22 protein-coding genes are annotated in these 22,514 nt (G+C 63.5%); 16 read left to right on the forward strand and 6 right to left on the reverse strand.

Features of this window, described 5'->3' with window-relative positions:
* The 4 genes from ACFUCV_RS05990 to ACFUCV_RS06005 form a co-directional block, all read right to left on the reverse strand.
* A complete protein-coding gene (locus ACFUCV_RS05990; RefSeq protein WP_380813281.1) occupies nucleotides 1-753 on the reverse strand; it encodes an ABC transporter ATP-binding protein in 753 nt (250 codons plus the stop codon).
* A gap of 401 nt (nucleotides 754-1,154) precedes the next feature.
* On the reverse strand, nucleotides 1,155-1,862 hold the full coding sequence (locus tag ACFUCV_RS05995; protein WP_380813284.1) for a response regulator: 708 nt from the start codon (nucleotides 1,860-1,862) through the stop codon (nucleotides 1,155-1,157).
* 4 nt (nucleotides 1,863-1,866) lie between these two features.
* Nucleotides 1,867-3,069, reverse strand: coding sequence for a sensor histidine kinase (locus tag ACFUCV_RS06000; protein WP_380813356.1), 1,203 nt, complete (start codon nucleotides 3,067-3,069; stop codon nucleotides 1,867-1,869).
* 65 nt (nucleotides 3,070-3,134) lie between these two features.
* Nucleotides 3,135-4,631 (reverse strand): SDR family oxidoreductase, encoded by a 1,497-nt coding sequence (locus tag ACFUCV_RS06005; RefSeq protein ID WP_380813287.1) that lies wholly within the window; start codon nucleotides 4,629-4,631, stop codon nucleotides 3,135-3,137.
* A gap of 84 nt (nucleotides 4,632-4,715) precedes the next feature.
* Between ACFUCV_RS06005 and ACFUCV_RS06010 the strand changes: the two genes are divergently transcribed.
* The 10 genes from ACFUCV_RS06010 to ACFUCV_RS06055 all read left to right on the forward strand — a co-directional run bounded on the left by ACFUCV_RS06010 (nucleotide 4,716) and on the right by ACFUCV_RS06055 (nucleotide 14,281).
* A complete protein-coding gene (locus ACFUCV_RS06010) occupies nucleotides 4,716-5,240 on the forward strand; it encodes a MarR family winged helix-turn-helix transcriptional regulator (protein ID WP_380813290.1) in 525 nt (174 codons plus the stop codon).
* Nucleotides 5,240-6,460 (forward strand): polyprenyl synthetase family protein, encoded by a 1,221-nt coding sequence (locus ACFUCV_RS06015; RefSeq protein WP_380813293.1) that lies wholly within the window; start codon nucleotides 5,240-5,242, stop codon nucleotides 6,458-6,460. Before ACFUCV_RS06010 ends, ACFUCV_RS06015 begins: the two co-directional genes overlap by 1 nt.
* A gap of 2 nt (nucleotides 6,461-6,462) precedes the next feature.
* Nucleotides 6,463-7,374: a phytoene/squalene synthase family protein gene (locus ACFUCV_RS06020; protein ID WP_380813296.1), complete on the forward strand. Its 912-nt coding sequence runs from the start codon at nucleotides 6,463-6,465 to the stop codon at nucleotides 7,372-7,374.
* Nucleotides 7,371-8,990, forward strand: a complete 1,620-nt coding sequence (gene crtI, locus ACFUCV_RS06025; protein ID WP_380813299.1) for a phytoene desaturase family protein — start codon at nucleotides 7,371-7,373, stop codon at nucleotides 8,988-8,990. Before ACFUCV_RS06020 ends, crtI begins: the two co-directional genes overlap by 4 nt.
* A complete protein-coding gene (locus ACFUCV_RS06030; protein WP_380813302.1) occupies nucleotides 8,987-9,355 on the forward strand; it encodes a lycopene cyclase domain-containing protein in 369 nt (122 codons plus the stop codon). Before crtI ends, ACFUCV_RS06030 begins: the two co-directional genes overlap by 4 nt.
* Nucleotides 9,352-9,660 (forward strand): lycopene cyclase domain-containing protein, encoded by a 309-nt coding sequence (locus tag ACFUCV_RS06035; RefSeq protein WP_380813305.1) that lies wholly within the window; start codon nucleotides 9,352-9,354, stop codon nucleotides 9,658-9,660. The genes ACFUCV_RS06030 and ACFUCV_RS06035 overlap by 4 nt, the downstream gene beginning before the upstream one ends.
* Nucleotides 9,657-10,505, forward strand: a complete 849-nt coding sequence (locus tag ACFUCV_RS06040) for a prenyltransferase (protein WP_380813308.1) — start codon at nucleotides 9,657-9,659, stop codon at nucleotides 10,503-10,505. The genes ACFUCV_RS06035 and ACFUCV_RS06040 overlap by 4 nt, the downstream gene beginning before the upstream one ends.
* Nucleotides 10,506-10,551: 46 nt before the next feature.
* On the forward strand, nucleotides 10,552-11,925 hold the full coding sequence (locus ACFUCV_RS06045) for a cryptochrome/photolyase family protein (protein ID WP_380813311.1): 1,374 nt from the start codon (nucleotides 10,552-10,554) through the stop codon (nucleotides 11,923-11,925).
* A gap of 63 nt (nucleotides 11,926-11,988) precedes the next feature.
* Entirely contained in the window at nucleotides 11,989-13,041 is a 1,053-nt protein-coding gene (locus ACFUCV_RS06050) for a 3-isopropylmalate dehydrogenase (RefSeq protein WP_380813314.1), read from the forward strand.
* A gap of 127 nt (nucleotides 13,042-13,168) precedes the next feature.
* Nucleotides 13,169-14,281 (forward strand): branched-chain amino acid aminotransferase, encoded by a 1,113-nt coding sequence (locus ACFUCV_RS06055; protein WP_380813317.1) that lies wholly within the window; start codon nucleotides 13,169-13,171, stop codon nucleotides 14,279-14,281.
* Between the two features lie 93 nt (nucleotides 14,282-14,374).
* Here ACFUCV_RS06055 and ACFUCV_RS06060 read toward each other — a convergent pair whose 3' ends face one another.
* Nucleotides 14,375-15,445 carry a mechanosensitive ion channel family protein gene (locus ACFUCV_RS06060; RefSeq protein WP_380813320.1) on the reverse strand — a complete coding sequence of 357 codons (1,071 nt, stop codon included), beginning with the start codon at nucleotides 15,443-15,445 and terminating at the stop codon, nucleotides 14,375-14,377.
* A 176-nt stretch (nucleotides 15,446-15,621) separates the two neighbouring features.
* Between ACFUCV_RS06060 and ACFUCV_RS06065 the strand changes: the two genes are divergently transcribed.
* The 6 genes from ACFUCV_RS06065 to ACFUCV_RS06090 all read left to right on the forward strand — a co-directional run bounded on the left by ACFUCV_RS06065 (nucleotide 15,622) and on the right by ACFUCV_RS06090 (nucleotide 21,656).
* A complete protein-coding gene (locus ACFUCV_RS06065) occupies nucleotides 15,622-16,398 on the forward strand; it encodes a fumarylacetoacetate hydrolase family protein (protein WP_380813322.1) in 777 nt (258 codons plus the stop codon).
* 170 nt (nucleotides 16,399-16,568) lie between these two features.
* Nucleotides 16,569-17,801 carry a sensor histidine kinase gene (locus ACFUCV_RS06070; RefSeq protein WP_380813325.1) on the forward strand — a complete coding sequence of 411 codons (1,233 nt, stop codon included), beginning with the start codon at nucleotides 16,569-16,571 and terminating at the stop codon, nucleotides 17,799-17,801.
* Nucleotides 17,798-18,454, forward strand: a complete 657-nt coding sequence (locus tag ACFUCV_RS06075) for a response regulator (RefSeq protein WP_380813328.1) — start codon at nucleotides 17,798-17,800, stop codon at nucleotides 18,452-18,454. Before ACFUCV_RS06070 ends, ACFUCV_RS06075 begins: the two co-directional genes overlap by 4 nt.
* 153 nt (nucleotides 18,455-18,607) lie before the next feature.
* A complete protein-coding gene (locus ACFUCV_RS06080; protein ID WP_380813331.1) occupies nucleotides 18,608-20,050 on the forward strand; it encodes an amino acid permease in 1,443 nt (480 codons plus the stop codon).
* A gap of 81 nt (nucleotides 20,051-20,131) precedes the next feature.
* Complete coding sequence (locus ACFUCV_RS06085; RefSeq protein ID WP_380813334.1) at nucleotides 20,132-21,409, forward strand: hypothetical protein; 1,278 nt, start codon at nucleotides 20,132-20,134, stop codon at nucleotides 21,407-21,409.
* 46 nt (nucleotides 21,410-21,455) lie between these two features.
* Nucleotides 21,456-21,656, forward strand: a complete 201-nt coding sequence (locus ACFUCV_RS06090; RefSeq protein ID WP_380813337.1) for a hypothetical protein — start codon at nucleotides 21,456-21,458, stop codon at nucleotides 21,654-21,656.
* Nucleotides 21,657-21,832: 176 nt separating this feature from the next.
* On the opposite strand, the gene ACFUCV_RS06095 is transcribed toward ACFUCV_RS06090, so the two are convergent.
* Nucleotides 21,833-22,273, reverse strand: a complete 441-nt coding sequence (locus ACFUCV_RS06095; protein ID WP_380813340.1) for a cytidine deaminase — start codon at nucleotides 22,271-22,273, stop codon at nucleotides 21,833-21,835.
* Between the last annotated feature and the right edge of the window lie 241 nt (nucleotides 22,274-22,514).

Below are 22,514 nucleotides of genomic sequence, written 5' to 3' on the forward strand. Positions count from 1 at the left end.
TTACGCCCCCAGTTTGGCGAGGGAAGCCAGCACGGAATCGGCGGTGGGTTCGAGCAGCTCGCCCACCAGTTCGCCGTCGTTCATCAAGACCACGCGGTCCGCGTAGGACGCGGCGACGGGATCGTGGGTGACCATGATGATGCTCTGTCCCATTTCCCGGGAGGAGTGCTGCAGCATGCCCAGGACCTCCGCCCCGGAGCGTGAATCGAGGTTGCCGGTGGGCTCGTCACCAAAAATGACGTCGGGGCGGGTCAGGAGTGCACGGGCCACCGCGACGCGCTGCTGCTGGCCGCCGGAGAGTTCATGGGGTTTGTGCTTGAGTCTGCCATTGAGTCCCAGGGTGGTGGTGATGTACTGGAACCATTCCTTGTCCACGGTGCCCCCGGCCAGGGCCACCGGCAAAGTGATGTTGGCTTCGGCGCTGAGAGTGGGCACCAGGTTGAAGGCCTGGAAGACAAAGCCAATCCGGTCCCGTCGGAGCTGCGTGAGCGCCTTGTCATTGAGGGCTGTCAATTCCGTGCCGCCGAGGTGGATGGTGCCGGCGGTGACCGTGTCCAGGCCGGCCAGGCAATGCATGAGGGTCGATTTTCCGGAACCCGACGGGCCCATGATGGCTGTGAACTGACCGGCGGGGAAGTCAAGGTCCACACCCTTCAAGGCTGTCACCTCGGTGTCGCCCTTGCCAAAGTTCTTGCGAAGCCCGCGGGCCTGAACGGCCAGTGTTTGTTGCGTGTGCTGTGTTGTGGTGGTCATGATTCCACCCTATTTATCAGTCCATGGTGTGCGGATCGGAGCAGGGGTGGAGATCGGCGGACAATCCATGAAGTGCTCTCCTACCTGGGACGGAGACGGCAGTCCTTGCCGGCGGAGCGATGCCGTCAAATTGCTGCGGGGAATCATGTCATGGGCGGGTGGCCGGGCCCCGGGAGTGCCCAAGGGGTGTCCGGCCACGTGCGGAGTCAGTGCCCAAGCGGTGCGCAATTCCATTCCCCCGGCGCTCGCGGCCTGGTCCGGACGCCAATCCGCAGATAATGTCCCCTTCAGCGGCTAGTAGGGACATTATCTGCGGGTTCGCGGGTTCGCGGGCTCGCGGGTTCGCGGGTTCGCGGGCTCGCGGGTTCGCGGCGGGGCGGCGGGGAAGGCGGAGGCAGCGTTTAGCGGGGGGAAACAATTCCGGTCTCGTAGGCAATCACCACAAGCTGCACGCGGTCCCGCGCCTGGAGCTTGGCCAGAATATGCCCCACATGCGTTTTCACGGTGGCTTCGGAAACGAAGAGCTGCCGGGCAATTTCGGGGTTCGAGAGGCCGTTGGCGATGAGCACAAACACCTCATGTTCGCGGGCGGTCAAGCTGGCAACAGCTGCGGAGTGGATGTCCTTTGCCGGGCTTGGGGCTGAAAGCATGGGTGCCACATGATCCAGCAGCCTGCGCGTGGTGGAGGGGGCAATGACGGCGTCGCCGGCAAAGACGGTCCTGATGGCGCCCAATAATTCCTCCGGGGGAGCGTCCTTGAGCAAAAACCCGCTGGCTCCGGCCTGGATGGCCGCCAAGGCGTACTCATCCAGGTCAAAGGTGGTCAGCACCACGATCTTCAACTGGGACAGCCAGGATCCGGAAGGGGCAACCTTGACGCGTTCCATGAGTTTTCCCGTGGTTTCAAGTCCGTCCATGCCCGGCATGCGCACATCCATGAGCACCACGTCGGCGGCCGTGCCGGAGAGCCCGGCGAGTGCCTCAATGCCGTTGCCTGCCTGCAGGACCACCTCAAGGTCGGCCTGGGAATTAATGAGCATGGCCAAGCCGGAACGAACCAGCTGTTGATCATCAACCAGTGCCACGCGGATGGGGGAGTTGCTTGTCATGATTTCAATGCTCCGTGTAGGGGATGAATGCCGCAATGCCGAAACCGCCACCGCTGAGCGGGGCTGCTGAAAGTGTGCCGTCATAGAGTTTGATGCGCTCGGCCATGCCGCGCAAGCCATTGCCCGTGCCGGCATCCGCAGCATCGCCGCGCTCCCCGCCGCGTCCATTGTCCTGGACCGTGATTTCCAGGCCACGGGCGTTCCAAATCAGATTTACAGTGGCCACGGCATTGGGACCGGCGTGTTTAATGACATTGGTCAAGCCTTCTTGAACCACGCGGTAGGCGCTGAGTTCAGCCCCGGGTGGCAGCTGCCGGCGGGCCTCTCCCGAGAGCGTGCACGTGACGGCCAGCCCTGTGGCGCGGATCCCCAGCAGCAGTTCGTCCAGGTCAGCCAGGCCAGGCAGCGGCCGCGTGGAGACTTCCGCGTCACCACGCAGCACTCCCAAGAGCCGGCGCATTTCCTGCAGGGAGGAACGCCCCGTGGCGGCAATGGTGGCCAGGGTTTCCGGAGCGATCTCAGGATGGGCCACCGCCGCGTAGCGTGCGCCGTCGGCCTGGGTGATGATGACGGAGAGGGAATGGGCCACGATGTCATGCATTTCGCGGGCAATGTGGGCGCGTTCATCACTGGCGGCAAGCGCGCGCTCGTGCTGGGCCTCAATTTCCAGGCGGTGCGCGCGATCCGAGAGGGCTTGTTCGCGCAGGCGTTTGGTGCGGGTGAGGTCCCCTGCCGTCCAGCTGAACAGCACCAGCACCCACACCATGAAAATGATCACCAGCGCATACGGCAGCTCGCCCAGGGTGAACAGGGTCAATTGATAGAAGTACCGGGTGACCAATAAAACCGAGCCCGCCAGGGCCAGCGCCAGACCTCCCAGGCTGGCCCATCGCGGCCCAAAAGCGGCCAGGGCATAGAGAATGAGCGGCACAGCCAGGTTGGCGGCCATGGGTTGCACCCCCACCGCCCACTGCAGCAGCGCCACCGCGGCAATGGCTCCACCGGCCCACACGGTGCGCGTGCGCCGCCAAGCCAGGGGAACCACCAGCGCCGTGGCAAAGGCTCCGGCAATGAGGGAATCCCTTAGGGAGGCGTCATATCCGCCGTCTATGACACTGAGCGGCGTGAACATCAGCCACAATGCGCCCATGAGGACAAAGTCCACAGCAAAGCGGTGCTGGCGGAACCAGTCGTAGATGGCATGCATAATCACAGCTTCAACTCTAGGCTGGAGCGGAAGCGCAAAACATCCTGCTGCGGGTGGAGACGCCCCTAGCTGCCCTGCTCCCGCACCTGTTCAACCCGGGCAGCCGCGGCAGTGATCCGGCTGGCCATGTTCTTGAAAATGACTCCGTGGAACGGCAGCACGGCCAGCCAGTACAAACGGCCCCATAGGCCGCGGGGGAAGAAAATGGCCCGTTGCCGGAAGACGCTGCCATCGTCTTCCTTAGCGGGGGTGACTTCAAATTCCAGCCAAGCGCGCCCAGGAACAATCATTTCCGCGCGGAGCCGCAACAAGTGCCCACGTTCGAGGGTTTCCACGCGCCACCAGTCCACGGTGTCATTGAGCTGGAGATGATTGGGGCTGCGCCGTCCACGCGCCAGTCCCACCCCGCCAGCCAGCTTGTCCATCCAGCCACGCACGGTCCAGGCAAAGGGCAGGGAGTAGTAACCGTTCTCCCCGCCAATGCCCTCCACCACCGCCCAGACCTTGCTGGCCGGGGCGGCAGTGGCCTTGCTGCGCTCATCGGTGAAGACCTTTTGTCCGGCCCACTCCGGATCACTGGGAAGCGGTTCCGCCGGCGCGCTGAGGGCATGGGCGGTGGCCCAGGTGGTTTCCACGGCGTCGGCCTGGATTTTGCGCAGCGCCAGCTCCACGGCCCGCCGGTAGGACGTCAGGCCGCCCTCGGGTTCGGGAATGTATTCCATGATGTCGGACTCGGCCACCACGCAATCATGTTGCAGGGACTCCACCAGCGGGATGGCCAGGTTGCGGGGAACGGGAGTGACCAAATTGACCCACTGGGCGGCCAGCCATGGGGTCAGCACCGGCAGGGCAATAATGGTGGGACTGCGCAAACCGGCCATTGCAGCATAGCCACGCATCATTTGCGCGTACGTCAGAACATCCGGACCGCCAATGTCGAACGTCCGGTTCAGTGTGCTGGGCAGCTCCGCGGCGCCCATGAGGTAGTGCAGCGCATCCCTGACGGCAATGGGCTGAATCTTATTCAAAACCCACTTCGGCGCCGGCATCACCGGCAGGACGTCGGTGAGGTGCCTGATCATTTCAAAGCTTGCCGAGCCGGAACCAATCACCAGCCCCGCCTGCAGGACCGCCGTGGGCACGCCGGAGGCCAACAGAATCTCCCCCACCTCGGTGCGGGAAGACAAATGACGGCTCAACTCTCCCTCGGGGTGCAGTCCTGAAAGGTACACCAAACGCTTGACTCCGGCGTCGCGGGCGGCCTGCCCCAAGTTCAAGGCGCAAAGGCGTTCGACTTTTTCAAAATCGGCGGCGGCACCCTTGCTCCCCGACATGGAGTGGACCAGGTAATAGACAATGTCGGCACCGGCACACAACTGCGCCGCAGCATGGGCCTGCTCCATGGATCCCTCCACGGTCTTGACGCGCTCACGCCAAGGCACATCGCGCAGCTTTTGAACATTGCGGCTCAGCACGGTCACTTCGTGTCCGGCCGCCAACAACAAGGGAATCAATCGGCCGCCTACGTACCCTGTGGCTCCTGCTACTGCAATACTGGCCATGATGCGTACCCTTCAGGTCGACAAAATTGATTTGTTACACCATTATGTAATTAGATTTTCTTATTATCAAGCGGGGAGAGGCAAATGACTGAAGGCCACGGCGGACCCCCCAGGGGCGCCATGCACGAAGCCTCGTTTTTGGTGCGCAAAATTCTGGTCCTGAACGAAAAAATGGAATTCATGATGCGCCGGGAGATGGACATCAATGAAACCGACTTCCAAGCCATGCAACACCTCATCAAAGCCAAGAGCATGACCCCCGGCCAATTGGCCCAATTGCTGCACCTCACGCCCGCAGCCACCACAACCGTCATTGACCGGCTGGTCAACAAGGGCCACGCAGGCCGCACACCGCACCCCACGGACCGGCGACGCTGGGTCATTACCCCCAGCGGGGATTCCGTCAAGTCTGCCATGGAAAAGCTCATGCCCATGATTTTGGATGTGGACAGCAAGATCCGCAGTTACGCCCCCGAGCAGCAAAGTGTCATTGTGGATTTCCTTTCCGGAGTGGTGAACGCGATGGACAACCGCGCCGCCGTTTTGGAATCAGAATGGACCGGCAAGAGTGCAAGAATTGAAGACACAACAGCCAAAGGTGAAAAGTGATGTCAGGTGCCCAGCAAAAACACAGCTCGCTTTTGGGCGAGCGCTTGGGCGGTGAAGGCAGCACCGCTTCCCCCACCGGAGAGCCGCAGCGAAACCCGGTGACGGGGCAGGCCGCTGATGGGTTCTCCGCACAGCCCGGCCGGCCCGCCGGCGCAGCGCCCGCCGGTGCAGCGCCGGACCTGGACTGGACGGCCTTCAAAGCCCAGGTCCACACCGTGCTGACCGAGTATTTTCAAAGCCACACGGCGCGGGCACGGGCCTATTCGCCTGCTTTCGGCGTGCTCTGGGAGCAAATGGCGGAGGCAACCCTGGGCGGGAAGTGGATGCGCCCCAAGCTGGTGTACCTGGCGTACGGTGCATTTGGCGGCGGCAACTGGCGCGCAGGTGCCGAACTCGCTGCGGCCTTTGAGGTGCTGCATGCAGCCCTGTTGGTGCACGACGACGTCATTGACCGGGACTTTGTGCGTCGCGGCGCACCCACCCTGGGCGCTGCGTACCGGGACATGGCAGCCACCTTGGGCCAGAATGCCCAGGACGCCGAGCATGCGGGTTTTGCCGCCGCGATCATTGCCGGCGACCTGCTGTTGACGGGATCCCTGCGGCTGGCGGGCACCGCTGCCAAAAACCATCCCAACAGCGCCTTGATCCTGGGGGCCGTGCACGAAGCGATTTTCGCCTCGGCCGCCGGTGAGCTTGATGACCTGCTGTTTTCCCTGGGCGGGCTGGCGGCGCAAATGCCGGAGGTTTTGAAGATGGAGCGCCTGAAAACCGCCGTCTATTCCTTTGAAACCCCGTTGCGGGCCGGAGCCCTGCTGGCAGGTGAGTCCGTGTCCACCGCCGACGCGTTGGCCACCGTGGGCCGTGACATTGGGATCGCCTATCAAGTCATTGATGATGTCTTGGGCACCTTCGGGCAATCCTCCGAGACCGGAAAGTCAGTGGATTCTGATCTGCGCGAGGGCAAGCGCACCATCTTGACCACCTATGCCGCCGGCTCGCCGGAGTTTGCCGCGATGCTGGAATCGTTCCGCAACGGCCAGGCGCAAACGGGGGAGCTCCGGGAAGTGCTGCATCAAATTGGTGCCCGCAACTTTGCCGTGGAGCTGGCCGAATCCCTGATCAACGATGCCTTGGGGCGGGCCGTGGAGCTGGAATTGCCGCCCACCCTGTACGCCGAACTTTCCAATATTTGTGATTACGTCCTAACCAGGAGGAATTGACCATGGGGAACGACCCTCTGGGGCACTATTCGGCCACGGCGACGCGCAGTGCCGGGGTGGTCATTGGCAGCTATTCGACGTCGTTTGGCATGGCCTGCCTGATGCTGGGCACCCGGCAGCGCCGCCACATTGAGAACATTTACGCCCTGGTGCGGGTCGCTGACGAGGTGGTTGATGGGGCAGCCGCGGCGGCCGGCCTCAACGCCCAGGACGTGTGCTGGCACCTGGATCATTTGGAGCAGGAAACGGAACGTGCCATGGCCTGCGGCTACAGCACAAATATGGTGGTCCACGCCTTTGCCCTCACGGCACGCAGCACGGGCATCGATTCCTCGCTGACCCGGCCGTTCTTTGAATCCATGCGCACGGACGTCCTTGAAAGCGTGCACTCGGAACAGACCCTGGCCCAGTACATCTATGGTTCCGCCGAGGTGGTGGGACTGATGTGCCTGAAAGTCTTCCAGGCCATGGACAAGTCCCGGACCGGCCACGAGGAGGAACTGGTGGCCTCGGCCCGTGCCTTGGGGGCGGCGTTTCAGAAAGTGAACTTCTTGCGTGACCTGGGAGCGGACAGCTCAGATCTTGGCCGCTTTTACTTTCCCGGCCTTGACCCCACCGTGTTCAGCGAGGTGCACAAGCAGCAGCTCCTTGATGACATCCGCCATGATCTGGCCGTGGCACGCCAGGGCATGCCCCATCTGGCGCCCGCCGCCCGCCGTTCCGTGCGCCTGGCCCACGACCTGTTCCTGGCGCTGGTCAATAGAATTGCCGGGATTCCCGCGGAAAAGTTGACCAGCCGCCGCGTGCGTGTCCCCGGCTGGCAAAAGGCCCTGATTGTGGTGGCGGTCTTCACCCGGCCCCTGGCCGCCCAGGAAAACATGCCCACACCCGCCACGGAAGGACTCCGGCCATGAAGCAGGCCCAGACACAGCAGTGTGTGGTCATTGGCGGCGGAATTTCCGGGCTGGCCACGGCCGCACTGTTGGCGCGCGATGGCCACCACGTGACCATTTTGGAAAAGCAGGACACCTTGGGCGGCCGTGCCGGCCGGTGGGAAAGCCATAACTTTGTCTTTGACACCGGTCCCAGCTGGTACTTGATGCCAGAGGTCATTGACCACTGGTTCAAGCTCATGGGCACCAGCGCCGAGGCGGAGTTGACGCTGGAGAGACTTGATCCGGCCTACAAATTGTTCAGCGCCCCCACGGACGACGGCGCCCGGCCCACCAATGTGCGTACGGGACGCGCCGATGCCATGGATTTGTTTGAATCCCAGCAAAAGGGCTCCGGCGCCACCCTGGCACAGTATTTGGACTCCGCCCAGCAGGCCTATGAGCTGGCCAAAAAACACTTCCTGTACGATCCCTTCAGCAACCTCAAGGGCCTGCTGAGCCCCGCGGTGCTCCGCCATGCACCCAAGCTTGCGCAATTGCTGCTGCGCAAACTTCATGGCCATGTTGCTGCCCGTTTTTCCCATCCCCTGCAGCAAAAGGTCCTGGGCTACCCGGCCGTGTTTTTAGGCACCAGCCCCTACAAGGCGCCTTCGATCTACCATTTGATGAGCCATTTGGATCTGCAGGACGGCGTGCTGTACCCGCAGGGTGGATTTGCCGCGCTGGTTGATGCCATGGAGCGCGTGGCCCGGGCTGCGGGCGTGCGCATTGTCACCGGCGCCACGGCCACGGCCATCAACACTGTTCCGGATGCGAAGGTGGCGCGCTGCGCGTCGGTGTCCTGGCAGGATGGCAACGGTGTGGCGCAGCGTACGGCGGCAAGCCTGGTGGTGGGCGCCGCCGATCTGCACCATGTGGAATCGGCGCTGCTGCCCCAGGAACTGCGCAGCCGCAGCAGCCGGCAGTGGCAGCGCGCCGATCCGGGCATCAGCGCCGTGCTGGTCTGCCTGGGCGTGCAGGGGACCCTGCCGGAACTGGCCCACCACAACCTGCTGTTCACCGAAGACTGGCAGGAGAACTTTGCCCGGATCGCCGACGGCCAGGCCCTGGGTGAGAGCACCTCGCTGTATGTGTGCCGGCCCAGCGCCACGGATCGCTCAGTGGCGCCGGCGGGGGATGAGAACCTGTTCATTTTGGTTCCGGCGCCTGCGCTGACCCGGTGGGGCAAGGGCGGGCTCGACGGCGGCGGCTCGGCGCAGGTGGAAAAGGTTGCCGATGCCGCCATTGCGCAGCTGGCCCAGTGGACCAACACCCCCGATCTGGCCGAACGCATTGTGGTCCGCCGCAGCTATGGTCCGGGCGATTTTGCCGAGGACTTCAATGCCTGGCAGGGCAGCGCCCTGGGCTTGGCGCACACCCTGGGACAAAGCGCGTTTTTGCGCCCGGGCAACAGCAACGCCAAGGTGGCCGGCCTGTTCTACGCGGGCAGCTCGGTGCGTCCCGGCATTGGCGTGCCCATGTGCATGATCAGCGCCGAAATTGTCCTGAAGCTGGTCCGCGGCGATACCGCGGTTGGTCCCGTGCCGGAGCCGTCCGCGGCCGTTTCCAGCACCCGGCAGGCAGTGGATGGTTCATGACTTATCTACTGATTTTGCTGGCCCTGTTGGGCTGCATGGCCCTCACTGATGCGCGTTGGAAGCTGTTTTTGTTCCACCGGCCCGCAGCCGGTGCCGCGGTCCTGATCCTGGGCACGGCGTTCTTTCTTGTGTGGGACGTTGCGGCCATTGCCGCCGGAATTTTCCTGCACCGCGATTCAGCGCTCATGACAGGGATCATGATTGGTGAACAGCTGCCCCTGGAGGAAGGCTTCTTCCTGTTGTTCCTGTGCTACCAAACCATGATCCTGTTCACCGTGGCCCAACGCCTTGTGGAGCACCGGATTAGCCGCCGTACCCGCCGCGGTGTGGCCGCGGACCGGCACGCGGGGGTGGGGCGGCAATGAGCTTTGTGGAGCTGAACATTATTTTCCTCTCCGCGGCCGCCCTGCTCTTTGCCGTGGGGTTGTGGCGCAGCGCTGAAAAACGCAAGGCCGCCGGCGCCGCAGTGGTGGCCATGGTGGTGCTGGTGGTGCTCACTGCCATCTTTGACAACATCATGATTGCCTCCGGGCTCTTTGACTACGCCGGCCACACCCTGCAGGGGTTCCACGTGGGCCTGGCCCCCATTGAGGACTTTGCCTACCCGGCCGGGGCAGTGCTGTTCCTGGGCGGTTTGTGGCTGGCGTTCACCGGGCGGAGCCGGGCATGAAGAATTTGTTTATGACCTCCCGGCCGGTGTCCTGGATCAATACCGCCTACCCCTTTGCCGCCGCGTATTTTCTGGTCACCGGCCGCATTGACTGGGTGCTTGTGGTGGGCACCTTGTTTTTCCTGATCCCCTACAATCTGCTCATGTACGGGGTCAATGACGTCTTTGACTATGAATCGGATCTGCTCAATGCCCGCAAGGGGGGAGTGGAGGGCGCCGTCCTGGACCGCAGCCAACACCGCCTGGTGCTGGCCGCATCAACGCTGCTGCCCGTTCCCTTTGTGGTGTTGCTGGCAACGCAGGGTGGGTGGGCCGCCAACACCGCCCTGACCGTTTCCCTGTTCGCGGTGGTGGCCTACAGCGCCCCCAAACTGCGTTTCAAGGAACGTCCCTTCCTGGATTCACTGACCTCCAGCACCCACTTTGTCTCCCCGGCCGTGTATGCCCTGGTTTTGGTCCAGGCGGAGTTCACCGCCGGCCTGTGGGCCATCCTGGTGGCTTTTTTCCTGTGGGGCATGGCCAGCCACGCCTTCGGCGCCGTGCAGGACATTGTCCCTGACCGTGAAGGCGGACTCGCTTCGGTTGCCACCGTGCTGGGTGCGCGGTTCACCGTCGGTTTTGCCTTTATTTCCTACGCCCTGGCCGGCGTGCTGATGTTGTGGACCCAGGTGCCCGCCGCAGCATTTTTGGCGGTGCCCTACCTGATCAATGTGGGCATCCACCTGCGGGTCACCGACGCCAGCTCGGAAACCGTCAACGTGGCCTGGAAACGCTTTTTGTGGCTGAACTACCTCACCGGATTCCTGGTCACCATGATCTTCATTGTCAGGGCCCTCATCCCGTAGGCCCGTCACAGTCCACCCCTGGTTTCCACCTTTGAAAGGACCCCGCATGAACGTGTCCCTTGTTTGGTTTCGTGATGATTTGCGCGTGGCCGACCACCCGGCCCTCACCGCGGCTGCCGGTGACGGGCAGGCAGTGGCGCTTTATGTCCTGGATGAAGTCAGCGCGGGGATCAGGCCGCTGGGCGGTGCCGCGCATTGGTGGCTCCACCACGCCCTGGTGGATCTGCGCCAGGAACTGGACGCCCTGGGCATCCCGCTGCTTTTGCGCCGGGGCGCCGGTCTTGACATGGTGACCGCCGTGGCCACCGAGCTTGGCGCCGGTTCCATCCGGTGGAACCGCCGCTATGGCGGTCCGGAACGCACAGTCGATGCCGAGGTGAAGCTCTGGGCCCAGGAACATGGCCTCCACGCCGAAAGTCATCAGGCCAATCTGCTGCATGAGCCATGGAAAGTCACCACCGGCGCAGGGGGCCCCTACCGGGTCTTCACCCCCTTTTGGCGCACCGTGTCCGCCCACGACTTCCGTGCTCCGCTGGACGCGCCGGATCCCGGCCATGGGTTCGCCGGGGAACTGCCGCACGGTGATGGGCTTCAGGACTGGGGCCTGCTGCCCCACACCCCGGACTGGGCCCAGGGACTGCGGGAGAGCTGGACCCCCACGGCCGCCGCCGGCCATGAACGCCTTGAAGGCTTCCTGGCCGAACGGGTGGCCGACTACTCCGAAGCACGCGACAGGCCTGCCATCAATGGCACCAGCGGACTTTCCCCCTATTTGCGCTGGGGCCAGCTGAGCCCCTTCCAAATCTGGGCCGCCCTGGGGCCAAGGCGGCGGGAGCTCGCCGGCAGCAACGGCCCCGGCGTCTTTGCCACGGAACTGGGCTGGCGGGAATTTTGCTGGCACCAGCTGTTCCACAATCCCGAGCTGGCCACCACAAATCTGCGGACCCAGTTCAACCAGTTCCCCTGGCGGGACCCGGCCAATGATCCGGACGCGGCGGCTCAGCTGCAGGCCTGGAAGCAGGGGCGGACCGGCATCCCGCTGGTGGACGCCGGTCTGCGGGAACTGTGGCACAGCGGCGCCATGCACAACCGCGTGCGCATGGTGGTGGCCAGTTTTCTGATCAAGAACCTGCGCCTGGACTGGCGGCTGGGGGAGGCATGGTTTTGGGACACGCTGGTGGACGCCGACGCCGCATCCAATCCGGCCAACTGGCAGTGGGTGGCCGGTTCCGGTGCCGACGCCTCGCCGTACTTCCGCATTTTCAATCCCGTGACCCAGGCCAAGAAGTTCGACGCCGAAGGACGGTACACCACGCACTGGATCCCGGAACTGCTGACCGGCGCCTACCCGGAGCCCATAGTGGATCTGCAGGAAACCCGCAGGGAGGCCCTGGACGCCTACGCCTCGATTAAAGACTGACACCGCGTCTCGGATCCTGAGATGCTTTGCCCATCATGTGGATGGTTTGATTAGGCTGATGCAATGAGCGCACAGATTGACATTGCAGTAATTGCCGGTGACGGCATTGGTCCCGAAGTCACGGCCGAGGCCGTGAAGGTGTTGAAAAAAGTCACCGCCGGTGAGGGTGTGGAGCTCAAGCTCACCGATTACCCCTTGGGCGCCGAACACTGGCTGGCCACCGGCGAAACCCTGCCCGATGCGACCATTGAGGCGCTGCGCGGCCATGACGCCATCCTTTTTGGCGCCGTGGGTGCCGCTCCGGGGGACACCTCCATCCCTTCGGGCCTGATAGAGCGCGAGATGCTCCTGAAGCTGCGCTTCAGTTTGGACCACTACGTCAATTTGCGCCCCTCCTTCCTGTACCCCGGCGTCGCCTCACCCCTGGCCAACCCCGGCACCATTGACTTCGTGGTGGTCCGCGAAGGCACCGAAGGTCCCTATGTGGGCAACGGCGGCGTGCTGCGCAGGGGCACCGCGCACGAGGTGGCCACGGAAGTTTCCGTCAACACCGCTTTTGGGGTGGAGCGTCTGGTCCGCGACGGCTTCCGCCGCGCCAACGAACGCCCGCGCAAAAAACTCACCTATGTGCACAAACACAATGTGCTGGTCTACGCCGGCCACCTGTGGAAGCGCACCGTGGAAGCCGTGGCACAGGAATTCCCTGACGTCACGGTGGATTACCTGCACGTGGACGCGGCCATGATCTTCCTGGTCACCGACCCGGCCCGCTTTGACGTCATTGTCACCGACAACCTTTTTGGCGACATTGTCACCGATCTCGCCGCGGCCGTCACCGGCGGCATTGGCCTGGCGGCCTCGGGCAACATCAACATGGACCGCACCGCGCCGTCCATGTTTGAACCCGTCCATGGTTCGGCCCCTGACATTGCCGGACAGCAGAAGGCGGATCCCACCGCTGCCATCCTGTCAGCGGCGCTGCTGCTAAGGCACTTGGGCCACCACGGTGCCGCGCAGCGCATTGAAACAGCAGTGGCCGCCGACATTGCCGCACGAACCCCGCAGCAGCCACGGACCACCAGCGCCATTGGCGACGCCATCGCGGCAGCCGCCTGACGCCGTCGTGCCTGTCCACAGCACAGGCGGGAGTAGGCTTTGGGGAAGATATTGACACTGGGGGCGCACGCAACAGGGCCGGGCCGGCCGCAGCGCACCCATCAGGGCATCACATTGTGGAGGAAGCATGACACAGCACGCCAATGGGCTCGGTTTCACACGCAGGCCCAACGAAAATCCCAGGAGCCAGGCCGAGCGCGAGGCAGTGCTGGCGAACCCCGGATTTGGCGACCACTTCACGGACCACACGGCAGTGGTGGACTACAAGGTCGACCCCGGGGGCGCAGGCGGCTGGTCCAATGCCCGCATTGAACCCTACGGACCCATTTTGATGGACCCGGCGGCGGCAGTGCTGCACTATGGGCAGGAGATCTTTGAAGGCATGAAGGCCTACCGCCATACCGACGGTTCCATCTGGACCTTCCGGGCCGATGCCAACGCGGCCCGCTTCAATGCCTCCGCCCGCCGCCTGGCCCTGCCGGAGCTGCCCGAGGAAACCTTCCTGGATTCGCTGCGGGAACTGGTCACAGCGGACAGGGAATGGGTGCCCAGCCGCGACGGCGACGCCCTGTACCTGCGTCCGTTCATGATTGCCACCGAGGCCTTCCTGGGAGTGCGCCCGGCCCGTGAGGTCTCCTACCGGGTCATTGCCTCCCCGGCCGGAAACTACTTTGGCGGGGAACTGAAGCCGGTGTCCATCTGGTTGACCACCACCTATGCCCGCGCCGGCGAGGGTGGCACCGGCGAGGCCAAGTGCGGCGGCAACTATGCGGCGTCCCTGGCGGCGCAATTGGAGGCCGAAGCCCACGGCTGCAAGCAGGTGTTGTTCCTGGATCCGCACAATGACAATGCTGTCGAAGAGCTTGGCGGCATGAACATCTTCTTCGTCTTCGGCGACGGCACCCTGGTCACGCCGGAACTCAACGGACACATCCTCCATGGCATCACCCGCTCCTCCGTGCTGCAGCTGGCGGCGGACCGCGGCATGACCATCCAGGAACGCAAAATCACCATTGACGAATGGCGTTCAGGGGTGGACTCCGGTGCCATCACGGAGGTTTTTGCCTGCGGCACGGCGGCCGTCATCACCCCCATTGGCGAGCTCAAGACCGCCGACGGCTCCATTGCCTCGCCCGCCCAGGGCATTGGCGAGGTCACGGCAGCCATCCGTGAACAGCTGGTGGGCATCCAGACCGGTGCGGTCCCGGATCTGCATGGCTGGTTGACGCGCCTGGCCTAGCATTTTTCGCGCCGGAGTCTCCCATGCCCCCCAGGTGGGGATCCGTGGGAGGCTCCTTGCATGCTTGCATCAGCAGGGCACGACGGCGGGAGGTCACCGTGCGGCGGCCGGCTGCGGCGTGTGCTCTCGGGGCTCCGACATCATTTCCCAGCGCTGGCGCGGCAGCGAGGCCGGCTGGATCGTTTGGATGAAACCCACCAGGGATTCGCGGATCAGGCAGCGCAGGTCCCACAGCTCGCCGCTGTCCGTGGCGCTGACCACCACCCTGATCCGGACCAGGCCGCCCACGGCGTCCGTCACCTCCAGTTTCCCGGTCCGCCCGTCCCAGAGCGGCGTGGAAGCCAGCAGGCCGTGAAGATGGGTGCGCAGTTCGGATACCGGTGTGTGCCAGTCCAGGTCCAGCTCCACGCTGCCCATGATTTTGGGGCTGTTGCGGGTCCAGTTCTCAAACGGGGTGGTGGTGAAGTGTGTGGACGGCAGGATCAGCATCCGTTCGTCCCACACCCGCACCACAACATAGGTCATGGTGATCTCCTCCACCCGTCCCCACAGGCCTTCCACCACCACCACATCATCAATCCTGAGGGCATCGGTGAAGGCCAGCTGCACACCCGCGAACACATTCGCCAAAGAACTCTGGACGGCAAGGCCGGCGACGATCGAGATGAGTCCGGCCGAGGCCAAAATCCCCGTCCCCAGCGTCCTGACTTCAGGGATGGTCAGCAACAACCCGGCCACGGCCAAGGTAATCACCAAAGCACCAATGATGCGCCGGCCCAAGGTCACCTGCGTGGTAAGCCTGCGACGGCGCCGGCCATCGGTGACGCGCCCGGTGAACTGGCGCAGCACAATGCGCTCGGCCACTGATAGTGCGGCCAGGACCAGCCAGCACAATGCCGCAATGAAGCCTGCCACCAGAATGAAGTCCACCGGAGCAAACCACGGCTGGCCGGACATGGTGGAGGCCATGGCAATGCGCAGCCCCACACAGAGCATGACCACAAAGACCGGGGCCGTCGCCGACGCGGAGCGGCTCTTGAAGTCCGGAACCCTGCGGAAAACATGATTCACTGCCAGCCGCAGCACAAGTGTTGCCAGCAGGGCAATGCCGGTGGCGGCGAGAACCGCCAGAATGGGTTTGATCGCTGATTCAAGTTCTTCCATCCATCGATCGTGCCAGAGGGTCCTGGGTGTTTGTCCAATTGCGCCGGGGTTGGTGCGGTCCCGGACCCACATGGCTGGTTGACGTCCCTGGTGGCCCTGGCCCAGGGTGTGGGCCAAAGCGCAGGGCGCGTCATGAACTTCCCGAACTGTGGGGCGTTGCCGATACACTAAGGCACATGCGTATAGCCCGTTTTGTAGTAGACAATGACCCGATGTACGGCGTGGTGGAGGGGGAGTCCGGCAGTGAAATAATCACTGTCATCAAGGGCGACCCCTTCTTCAACGGCGTGGAGCGCACAGCCGAAAAGCACCCGCTGGCGGACGTGCGCCTGGTGGCCCCCATCATTCCCCGCAGCAAGGTCATTGGTGTGGGGCGGAACTTCGCCGAGCACGCCCGCGAACTGGGCAATGAGGTCCCCGAAAGCCCCCTGCTGTTCCTCAAGCCCAACACCTCCGTGGTGGGCCCCAACGAACCCATTGTGCTGCCGGAATTTTCGGAGGAAATTTCCTACGAGGCCGAATTGTGCGTGGTCATTGGCCGCATCTGCAAGGACGTTCCCGAAGAGCGCGTGGACGAGGTCATCTTCGGTTACACCTGCGGCAACGACCTCACGGCCCGGGACATCCAGTCCGGTGACGGCCAATGGGCGCGCGCGAAGGGTTTTGACACCTCCGCGCCCCTGGGCCCGTGGATCGAGACCGAACTGGACCCCGACGAGCTCTCCATCAAGGGCTGGCTCAATGGCGAACTGCGCCAGGACGGCAACAGCAATCAAATGGTGCGCAGCGTCCGCGAACTCGTCTCCCTGATTTCCCACGCCTTCACCCTGCTTCCCGGGGACGTCATCATGACAGGCACCCCGGCCGGAGTTGACCTGCTTGAAGCCGGCGACCGCTACGAGGTGGAGGTTGAAGGCATCGGCCGCCTGTCCAACCCGGTGGTGCGCCGCTAGGAGTTCCTGCCAGCAGATTCAGTCAAGCGTGCCGCCGTCGTTTATGAACGACGGCGGCACGCTTGGCGTGGGGGACGCCCCCGGGTTTGGCCCGGGACGGCAATGCCGGGGGTGAAAGCGACAACTTTAGTTGGATGCGGTGCAGGCGGCTGAAAATTTAGGCTCGAAACATGACAACACAAAAATCCGCAGGCAGCAGCCGCCGGCGCACGGCCATGCTGGTGCTTTCCATCGCAGTGGCAGATGTTCTTTTGTCCCTGATGGCGCTGGGGCTTGGCCTGGAGGACGGTTCGGTGCCGGCGGTCCCTTCCGCGGCCGAGCTGCTTCGCTTTGCAGCGGCGCCGCTGTTGGCCCCGCTGGGGGCGGTTGCGCTCATCTGGCGCCATCGCTTTCCCGCAACGGTGGCGGCGGCCGCCGCCGTGCTCGGTGCCCTGTCCTTGAGCGGCCTGGCCTTTTTTGTGGCCCTGTACCTGCTGGCATGGCGACGCCTCTGGGCACGGGTGGCGGCCGTGATCGCCCTGGGCCTTGCGGCCGAGGCGTTGCTGGGGATGCAGCCGTTGGGCTGGGATGTGGCATTGCTCATGGCGGCATTTCTTGCAGCGGTGGCCGGCTGGGGTGCCTACCGGGGCCAGCGTGCCCGGGCCCTGGCTGAGAATGTGGCCATGCTGCGTGAACGGGCGGAACAGGCGCAGTCATCACGGGCGGCCGATCTGGAACGTGCCCAACTCTTTGAGCGTCAGCGCATTGCCCGGGAAATGCACGACACCCTGGCCCACCGCATGTCCTTGGTAGCATTGCAGGCCTCGGCCCTGCAGCTTGCTGCCCCGGACACCGAGACGTCAACGGCTGCCCGGGGGATCCGGGAAACGGCGCACGCGGCATTGCGGGAACTGCGTGATGTTTTAGGCGTCCTGCATGAGGACGGCACCCGCGGCCCGGGCCCGGAGGGGGCCTGGCCGGACGGCGTGGGCCGCGGTGCAGCCGGGACGCCGGCAGCCCTCAGCGCCCCTGGCGGGATCAAGCAAATCCCCGCCCTGGTGGAGCAGTGGCGCGAAGCTGGCCTCACCGTGCACTACGAGCCCGAACCGCTGGTGGCGGAAGACCTTCCCGAGACCGTCAACCGGGCCGCTTTCCGGGTCATCCAGGAAGGGCTGACCAATGTGGCCAGGCATGCACCCCAGGCGCAGGCCTGGGTGAAACTCGCCCGCAGGGATGGGGAACTGCTCCTGGCCGTCAGCAACAGCCCCGGCACGGCCGGGCCTGCCGTCCCCGGTTCAGGCCTGGGCCTTGCCGGCCTGGCCGAACGGCTCGGCTTGCTCGGCGGTGCACTGGAGCACGGGCCCGGCCCGGCCGGCTTTGAGCTGAGCGCACGCATCCCCGTAAACGGCCAGGTCCGGGCATGAGTGCACCCATCCGGATCATTGTGGCGGAGGATGAAACCCTGGTGCGCTCAGCCCTGGTCAAAATCATCAGCACCCAAAGCGACCTGCAGGTGGTGGCCGAGGCCGCCAATGGGCCGGAAGCTGTCAAAAGTGCGCAGCGGTTCCGCTGCGAGGTGGTGCTCATGGACGTGCGCATGCCGGGCGGGGACGGCATCAGCGCCACGGCGCAGCTGCGGGCCCTGCCCAACGCCCCGCAGGTGCTGGTGCTCACCACTTTTGACCTCGATGACCACGTCTTCGCGGCCCTGGAGGCTGGAGCGGCCGGTTTCCTGTTGAAGGACACGGATCCACAGCGGCTCCTGGACGCCATCCGGGCAGTGGCTGCCGGGGAAGGAATGTTGGCGCCCACGGTGACCAAACGGCTCATTGACCGGACCCGGGAGCGGGCCACGGCCGCCAAATCCAACAATGCCGTCACCAAATTGGAGCTTTTGACCGCCCGCGAAGCGGAGGTGCTCCATGCCGTGGCGCAGGGAATGGCCAACGAGGCAATAGCGCGGCATTTGTTTATGAGCACGGCCACCGTCAAGACCCATGTGTCGCGCATTCTAGCCAAGCTGGAATTGGAAAACAGGGTGCAGGCGGCGCTGCTGTTCCGCGACGCGCGCCGGTGAAAGTGAGCGCACCCGGTGAACCAGGAAGGAACGGCCTGCGGGCCCGGGAGCAGCCGGCAGGAGTAGAATCATCAAGGCCTTTGCCCCGTCGCGTTTCATGAATCCGCCAAATACGGGCGCCAAAGGGTTCCGCCAAGCAGAGGATTCTTTTTCATGTCGCACCACGTCACCGACGTAGCACAAGCGCCACGCGCCCACAACGTCTCGGTGGAGGGTTATCAACAAACCCTGTCGCGGCGGCATGTCACCATGATCGCCATGGGTGGGGCCATTGGTGTGGGGCTCTTCATGGGCGCCGGCGGGAGGCTTGCCAGCACCGGGCCTGCCCTGGTCTTTTCCTACCTGATTGCCGGCGTCATTGCCTACCTGCTCATGCGGGCCCTGGGCGAGTTGATCATGTACCGGCAAACTTCGGGTTCCTTTGTTTCCTACGCCGGTGAACTGTTTGGGAAAAAAGGCGCCTACCTTTCCGGATGGATGTATTTCATCAACTGGGCCATGACGGGCATTGCCGAACTCATTGCCATTGGCCTGTACTTCCAATATTTTTTCCCCGGGGTGCCCGTGTGGCTCAGCGCATTGTGCGCACTTGTCCTCCTGGTGGCGGTGAATTTGCTCAGCGTCAAGGCCTTCGCGGAGTTTGAATTCTGGGCTGCGTGCCTGAAGGTCGGCGCACTTGTGGTCTTCCTTGTGGTGGGCACCGTGCTGGTGGTGGTGAATGCCCAGGTGGGCGGCACCCAGGCCAGTGTGGGCAACCTTGTCAACGGTGCCGGTGGCATGTTTCCCCAAGGTGGCCTGGTCATGATCCTGGCCCTGAATGCAGTGATCTTTGCCTACAACGCCATTGAGCTGGTGGGCATCACGGCCGGGGAGATGAAAAATCCCGAACGCGAGGTGCCCAAGGCGATCCGCGCCGTGGTGCTGCGGATCCTGGTGTTTTACGTGGGCTCGGTGTCACTGTTGGCCATGCTCATGCCCTCGGAGAACTACAAGGCCGGGGAGAGCCCGTTTGTCACGGTGTTTGCGGCCATGGGCCTTGACTGGGTGGGATCGGCGATGAACTTTGTGGTCATTGCCGCAGCGCTTTCCTCCTGCAACTCCGGGCTGTACTCCATTGGACGCATTTTCCGCTCCATGGCCAACAATGGGCATGCGCCGGGCTGGCTGACCAAAATGTCTTCCCGGCATGTGCCCTACGCCGCCATTTTGAGCATTGCCGGGGTGTACGTGGCGGGTGTGCTGGCAAACATTTGGCTCGGTGGTTCCTACGCCTTTGACCTTGCCCTGAACACGGCCTCCATTGGGGTGATCTTCACCTGGTCCGCCATATTTGCCTGCCAGATCATGTTGCGCAGGAAAAAGGGGCTGGTGTCCACACTGCCCATGCCCGGCTCGCCCTGGACCAGCTGGCTCGGCTTGATTTCACTGGCTGTCATTACAGTGCTCATTGGCTTTGACACGTTGGCGAAGCCCGACGGCGGCGTGTACCTGTTGGGGCTGTGGACGCTGTGCGCCATTCCAATCCTTGCCCTGGTGCTGTGGTTTGGCTGGCAGTTTGTGAAGCGGAACGAGCCCAGGAACCCGCTCTTTAGCTGATCCCCGCGCTGCCGGCGGCAACTGCTGGATGGACGCGCCGGCCTCCTGCCCGCAGCGACCCATGGCTCGTAGACTTCTTTCATGTCAGAGACGGAGATTGCTTCCAAGGTTCCCGCCGGTGCCAGTGCCGGGGTCTGCCTGGCATGGCTGATCCTGAACTCCCCGCAGTGGGTGCACCGGCGGGTTGAAGCCCTCCGGATGGGAGAGAACGGGCGGTCCCGCTGGCACATTTCCCACGACCTCACCGTTCCTGCGGAATTCAGCATTCCCGGCAGCAAAAATCGCATGGTGGTGCCCCTGGGTTCCCTGCGCAAGGGTGCGCTTAAAAATGTTGACACCTCCGGCGCCGGGTCCACGTCATTGTCCATTCTGGGGGCGGCGGACAACGGCGACTATGCCGTGGCAATGCTGTTGATGATGGCCGAGTCCCTGCTGGGCCCTGAAATCGCCGGTGCTTCCCAGTGCAGTGAAGTCCTGACGAACATGGTGCGGGCGACGGCTGGAGGCGAAGAAGAGGCCAAGTTGGAGTTCACCCGCTGGCTGGCAGGGAGCGTGGCCTCCTTGGACCCCCGGTCCAAGGGATCCGGGTTTGAGCAGCGCCTTGATTTTTTCCAGGAATTCGCCAGCCAGTTTGCCGCAACATTTCTGCTGCTGATTGAAATTGATGCCAGTCTTGCCGGCACACGGTGTGTCATCAAGTACTCCAGGGATGATGCCGCGCCGGAGCGCCTTGATGCGGCATCCCAGCAATTGGCGTGGGAGATCCCGGACTATGGATTCGCCCGGAGCTATCATCTTGAAGTCCAGGTGCCGCCCGGCCTGGTGTACACGGAACTGGAAATACTGGAGCTGGATTCCAATGGTGAGTTGTCTTCCCGGGTGGTGGACGCTCCGCACCGGCCCCAGGTCCTGGCCCATGTTGCCTGCACGCCCCATGAGCGCATGGCCTCGGCGGTGGCCGGATTGACGCTGTCGCCGGCCAAGCAGGGGCAGTACCAGGTGGCAGGATTCAGCGCCGTCACGGTCTTTGTCATGTCGGTGCTTGCCTGGCTGTCCTCGCTCATGCCGGGGGCATTCACCGCCGGCGATTCCGGCCCGGCCTCCGCCGCTGTGTCCCTGCTGCTGACTGGTCCGGCGCTGCTGCTCTCATGGTTCAGTAGAAGCCCGGAGCATGAAGTCATAGCGTGGATCATGCGCCCGTACCGCCGAATGCTGCTGCTCTCGGTCGTGGCCTTGTTTATGATGGCTGCAGCTGCAGCCTTCCCGCTGGTTTCACCGGTGAAGGAGCTTGTCTGGTTCCCGGTGCTGTTCGTCCAGAGCTGGGCGCTGGGGCTTTTTCTGCACCAGCGGGCCAGCTGAATGTCAGGGACACCGTCTACACTGCACACTAAGGAAAGGAGCCAAAATGGCAAAGCCGGCCAAAGCCAGTACGTCAGCCTCCACCGCGAAAAAATCTCCCATGGACACTGCGGGAATGATCATACGCACTTCTGCCGGACGGACGTTTGGGCGGGTGACAACTTTCAGCGGGCAGCGGGAGACGCAAAAGGTGTTTGACAGCTTTCTGACCCGTCCCGCCGCGGGCCAGGAGAAGCTGCGCAACTAAGGGAGCGCTGTCTTGGCACGGGGCAGTGCAGCTGTCATTTTCAGGAGTCGAGTGCGCAGATTTCAGGCGTCATTTTCACGCGTCTGTTTTTCAGAAGTGCTCTGCACAGAATTTCCGAAGACGTTTGCACAGCGCATCCTATGCCCGCAGCGGGAACGTCTACCGGACGTCCTAAGTCAGACTTGCTCGGCTAGGTCGTCGTAGCTGAACGGCAAGAGGTCGCTGGCAATAACGCTCACAAGTCCATGTGGAGTATCGAGGATTACGCGGATTCCTGGGTAGTAATCAACAAGAATCTGCCGATCCCGACCGCACGGGCTTTTCACGCCTCGGTCATGATTTCCAACGGCCACAATGTGAGTTAATTCAGCCGCACCTGCGGCGCGCGCTGCTCCGAGCGCGACGAGCTCAGCGCAGGGACCTCCGGTAAAGTGGTACAGATTCACGCCTGAAAAGGTCCGTCCGTCTTTTGCTCGAACCGCAGCGCCCATTGTGTGCACTCCATCTTCCCCAGGTCCGGCATCAGTGGTTGCATTGATTGTCTCGCGTGCCAGGCCGATGAGAGACTGCTCGATCTCCGACAGGGGTAGCGCAGAAGCAGGAAGTGAATTGGGCATACCCCAATAGTAAGAGGGCTAGCGTCGGCATAGGGCGTTCCGCTGGGGAACCCGCTGCGGGATGGCAAGATCCGCCGAGGACGGTGCTCTCCCAAACCATGCAGTATGAGTGGTGATGTTCCCAATTCGCTAATACGCTTGTAGCCTGGGGTTAACCTGTTTTCGTGGACACCTTGATTAGCGGGATCGTGGGATTCTGCGGGAGGGTGTTCTCTATGAATGTTGCACGTCGAAAGTTTTC

This window comes from Specibacter sp. NPDC057265, from assembly GCF_042668835.1.
Classification (GTDB): domain Bacteria; phylum Actinomycetota; class Actinomycetes; order Actinomycetales; family Micrococcaceae; genus Specibacter.